The organism is Nonomuraea sp. B5E05, assembly GCF_039880665.1.
Classification (GTDB): Bacteria; Actinomycetota; Actinomycetes; order Streptosporangiales; family Streptosporangiaceae; genus Nonomuraea.
This window is the reverse complement of record NZ_JBDPMJ010000094.1, coordinates 1-1247: the sequence shown is the minus strand read 5'-3', so window position 1 is coordinate 1247 and position 1247 is coordinate 1. Positions and strand designations below refer to the sequence as shown.

1 protein-coding gene is annotated in these 1247 nt (G+C 71.6%); it reads right to left on the bottom strand.

The annotated features are described in order from the left end of the window. A partial coding sequence (locus ABGB01_RS45935; RefSeq protein ID WP_347780643.1) for an ABC transporter ATP-binding protein occupies positions 1-1247 on the bottom strand: 1247 nt, incomplete at both ends.

Genomic DNA, 1247 nt, shown 5'->3' with positions numbered 1-1247 from the left:
AGGGTGTAGAGGTCGGCGTAGAGGCCGTTGAGTGACATGAGGGTGTCGTGGTCGCCGTGTTCGGTGACCGTGCCGCGGTCGAGGACGTAGATGCGGTCGGCGTAGCGGACGCTGGCCAGGCGGTGGGTGATGAGCAGGACGGTGCGGCCGTCGGCGTGGGTGCGGATGCGTTCGAAGAGGGCGTGTTCGGCGCGGGCGTCGAGGGCGGCGGTGGGTTCGTCGCAGATGAGCAGGGCGGCGTCGCGGTAGAAGCCGCGGGCGACGGCGATGCGCTGCCATTGGCCGCCGGACAGTTCGCAGCCGTCCTTGAAGCGGCGGTCGAGCAGGGTCTGGTAGCCGTGGGGCAGGCGGGCGATGACCTCGTCGGCGCCGGCGACGGCGGCGGCTTCGTGCAGGGCCTGCTCGTCTTTGCCGGTGCCCATGGTGATGTTGTAGCGGGCGGCCAGGGGCCAGCGGGTGTGGTCCTGGGCGATGACGGCGGTGCGGGTGCGGAGCTGGTCGGGGTCGACCTGGCTCAGGTCGGTGTCGTCCCACAGGACGGTGCCCGTGCCGGGTTCGTACAGGCCGGACAGGATCTTGGCGAGGGTGGTCTTGCCGGAGCCGTTCTCGCCGACGAAGGCGACGATCTCGCCCTGTTTGATCTCGACGGACACCTCGCGCAGGGCCGGCTCCTCAGCGCCCGGGTAGGTGAAGGTCACCCTGTCGGCCACGATGCGCTCGAAGGCCGGTGGCATCGGAGCGCGGCGCTCGCCGGACACGCGGCCTTCCGCCTGCGCGCAGAAGTCCAGGAAGTCGGTGAAGTAGAGGCCCTCCTCATAGAGCTGGTTGGTGGCGTACATGAGGTTGCTCAGCGAGGTCTGGCCGGAGCGGATGGCGAGCACCGCGGTGCCCGCGACCGCCAGCGGGATCGCGGCCACGGCCAGCAGGATGCCGAGGGCGACGTAGACAAGCGCGGCGCCGAGGCCGCCGAGGGCCTCCCCGGCCAGCCGGGCGACGGCCTGCCGCCGGGCCAGCCGGAGCATGACGTCCTGCTCGGCCGTGGCCACGGCGTCGTACATGCGCAGCAGGAAACCGCGCATGGTGAACGAGCGAACCTCCGCCGCGGGCTCCCGCTCGGCCAGCAGCTCGGCGATGATCCACTTGCGGCGGGCGGCGGGGATGAGGGAGTAGAGGGTGCTGTACCGCATCCTGGCGCTGCGCACCGCGGCCCAGGCGTCGGGCACCACGGCGAGCAGCAGGAGCGGCAG